Genomic DNA, 2,031 nt, shown 5'->3' with positions numbered 1-2,031 from the left:
TGGTGGAAATGACCCTTGGGCAATATCTCCCAAAAGTTCCTGAGTACGGGGAGACCAAAGCTTGCTGAGTCCGGGACTGACATACCAAAAGCTCAAAAAGCAAAGGCAGACTAAAATCAAAAGCACCGATACTTTTTAGCTACCAGAATCTCTCAAGGGAAAATTTTGGCTCACTAATGCAAGTTGATTTCTCAACCAGGGTGTATCTACCAAGGCTCGTAGGAATATCCCACGAGCGCCGTTAATGTCTCGATCCATAGATCGACCATCAACTTTTGATCTAATTATTCGACCGCCGCTAATGTTGACTAATTCACCTGTCCAGCTAACCGTTTTACTGGTATAAGCTTCACAGACATCTACTACTATCTTCCCAGCTTCTATTGCCTTATGCTTCAAAAATTCCTGAAAACGATAGTGAGCAAAACTCAACATATTACGGACAGTTTTAGATCGGATTTTTCTGTTCTTTCTTTTAGACATCTGAGAGGTCTCAAAAGTTGGAAGCAGAATTACGTCAAAGTTGTCAACCAAAAACCTAGCTGTTTTGTGATGAAGTTCATTAATTAGGTTCTGAACTTTGACGATCATTCTCCTAGCCGCTTTTCTCATTCGGCGTTTCTGTCCACCACTAGATTTACTGATCTTTGATAGCAAATTGTCTAGATGTTGACATAATCGTTGGATACGAGAAAAGTCTCCATTTCCAATTTTTCCTACAGATGTCTCACTAAAGAAAGTAATAAAAGTTCTGACTCCAGGATCTAAAGCGACTACTCTACCTTGGTTTTCGGTTTTCTTTTTAGTCTCTTTATAGGGGACAACTAGGTAGTAATTCCCGTTGTTACTGGTTAGCCTACTATCGCATACCTGATCAGGAAGGCTTTCAGTGTATCCTATCTCTCCTAATTTAGTGTGATATATCCCCAAGGTCGAAACTGCTGACTTGGGTATATAGCAAGATTGAATGGGATTTTTGCGAGACCTAAACCTTACTCGCTGAATTTGAAACGTTTTCTTGTACTTTTTCTTGGCCTCCCTAACAGCGGTGCAAGCATCCTTTATCGCTATCGATTTAATTTGATAAGGGACTTCCTTGCACCATTCGGGTAGGTCATTCAAAATGCCAGTTTTAATGGCTTTCCAGTTAGCTTTTGTTTCGCCATCCTGGAGGATTTTGATGGTTTTATTGAACACATAACGGGACACTCCAAACCACTTACGGATAATTGCTCGCTGTTCAGGGTTTAGGAACAGATGAATCTTCTTTGATTTTTTTACCGTACTTTCTGAGTCCGTGAACCCGGCAGGATAAGACGTGAATGATGGAGATAATATCTGCGGTAAGTTCTGATCAAAGACAACTTTCAGGTTGGTCGAGAACCAGGATTTTTCCACCGTTGAGACCGACCAAGTACTCAATGAGTTCAAACCCGAAACGGGTAAGTCGGTCTCTACAGGTAACAACAACCGTGAGCTGATCTCCAGACACGACTCGTTCCAGTATGGTTCTAAGCCCTTTCCTGTTGTAATTGAGACCGGAACCGATGTCAAAGATGATGTCTGCTTCCGGGAAGAGAGAGTGGAGGTAAGCGACTTGGCGGGCAAGATCGTCTCGCTGTTTTGTACTACTGACTCGGCAATAACAGATGGTGTAACAGCGCAATTTGTCAGACTTTGGAGCTTTTCCAAAACGGAGAAGATCTGTTGAGTCAAAGAGTCTAGTCCCTCCTGGTGTCCTTTCGCATCTGAGTGTCCCATTGTCTGCATACTTCTTTAGTGTGTTCTTGGAGAGTCCCGTAAGTTCGACCGCCTTACGGAGTGGTATTAATGCCATCTCCTTAATCTACCATAATTTAATAGTAAGTGGTAGATTAGTGGAGGTTTTTGTTAACTGTCACAAGCCCTTAGATTAATCCGACGGCGCAATATAGCACTACTGATATCGACTGCGCCGTTTAATCAGACCAGAACATAGAAAAATGTCCACAGTTGCTCGTAACGCAGGGACTGTAAACTCAGAAACATCTG

General features: G+C 42.4%; 2 protein-coding genes. Both read right to left on the bottom strand.

Going from position 1 to position 2,031, the window contains the following annotated elements:
* Positions 1 to 135: 135 nt before the first annotated feature.
* The gene (locus tag F6K37_RS39775; protein ID WP_287256775.1) at positions 136 to 1,398 is read right to left on the bottom strand and encodes an RNA-guided endonuclease InsQ/TnpB family protein; all 1,263 of its coding nucleotides are present in this window, start codon (positions 1,396 to 1,398) and stop codon (positions 136 to 138) included.
* Positions 1,355 to 1,837, bottom strand: coding sequence for an IS607 family transposase (locus F6K37_RS39770; RefSeq protein WP_044494422.1), 483 nt, complete (start codon positions 1,835 to 1,837; stop codon positions 1,355 to 1,357). The genes F6K37_RS39775 and F6K37_RS39770 overlap by 44 nt, the downstream gene beginning before the upstream one ends.
* Positions 1,838 to 2,031 lie beyond the last annotated feature (194 nt).

It is taken from the genome of Moorena sp. SIO4E2 (assembly GCF_010671945.1).
In the GTDB taxonomy this organism is placed as follows: Bacteria; Cyanobacteriota; Cyanobacteriia; order Cyanobacteriales; family Coleofasciculaceae; genus Moorena; species Moorena producens.
This window is presented reverse-complemented; position numbering and strand designations above follow the sequence as displayed.

Coding starts and splice junctions, on each gene's coding strand:
- F6K37_RS39770 (WP_044494422.1), bottom strand. CDS start 1,837: ATGGCATTAATACCACTCCGTAAGGCGGTCGAACTTACGGGACTCTCC.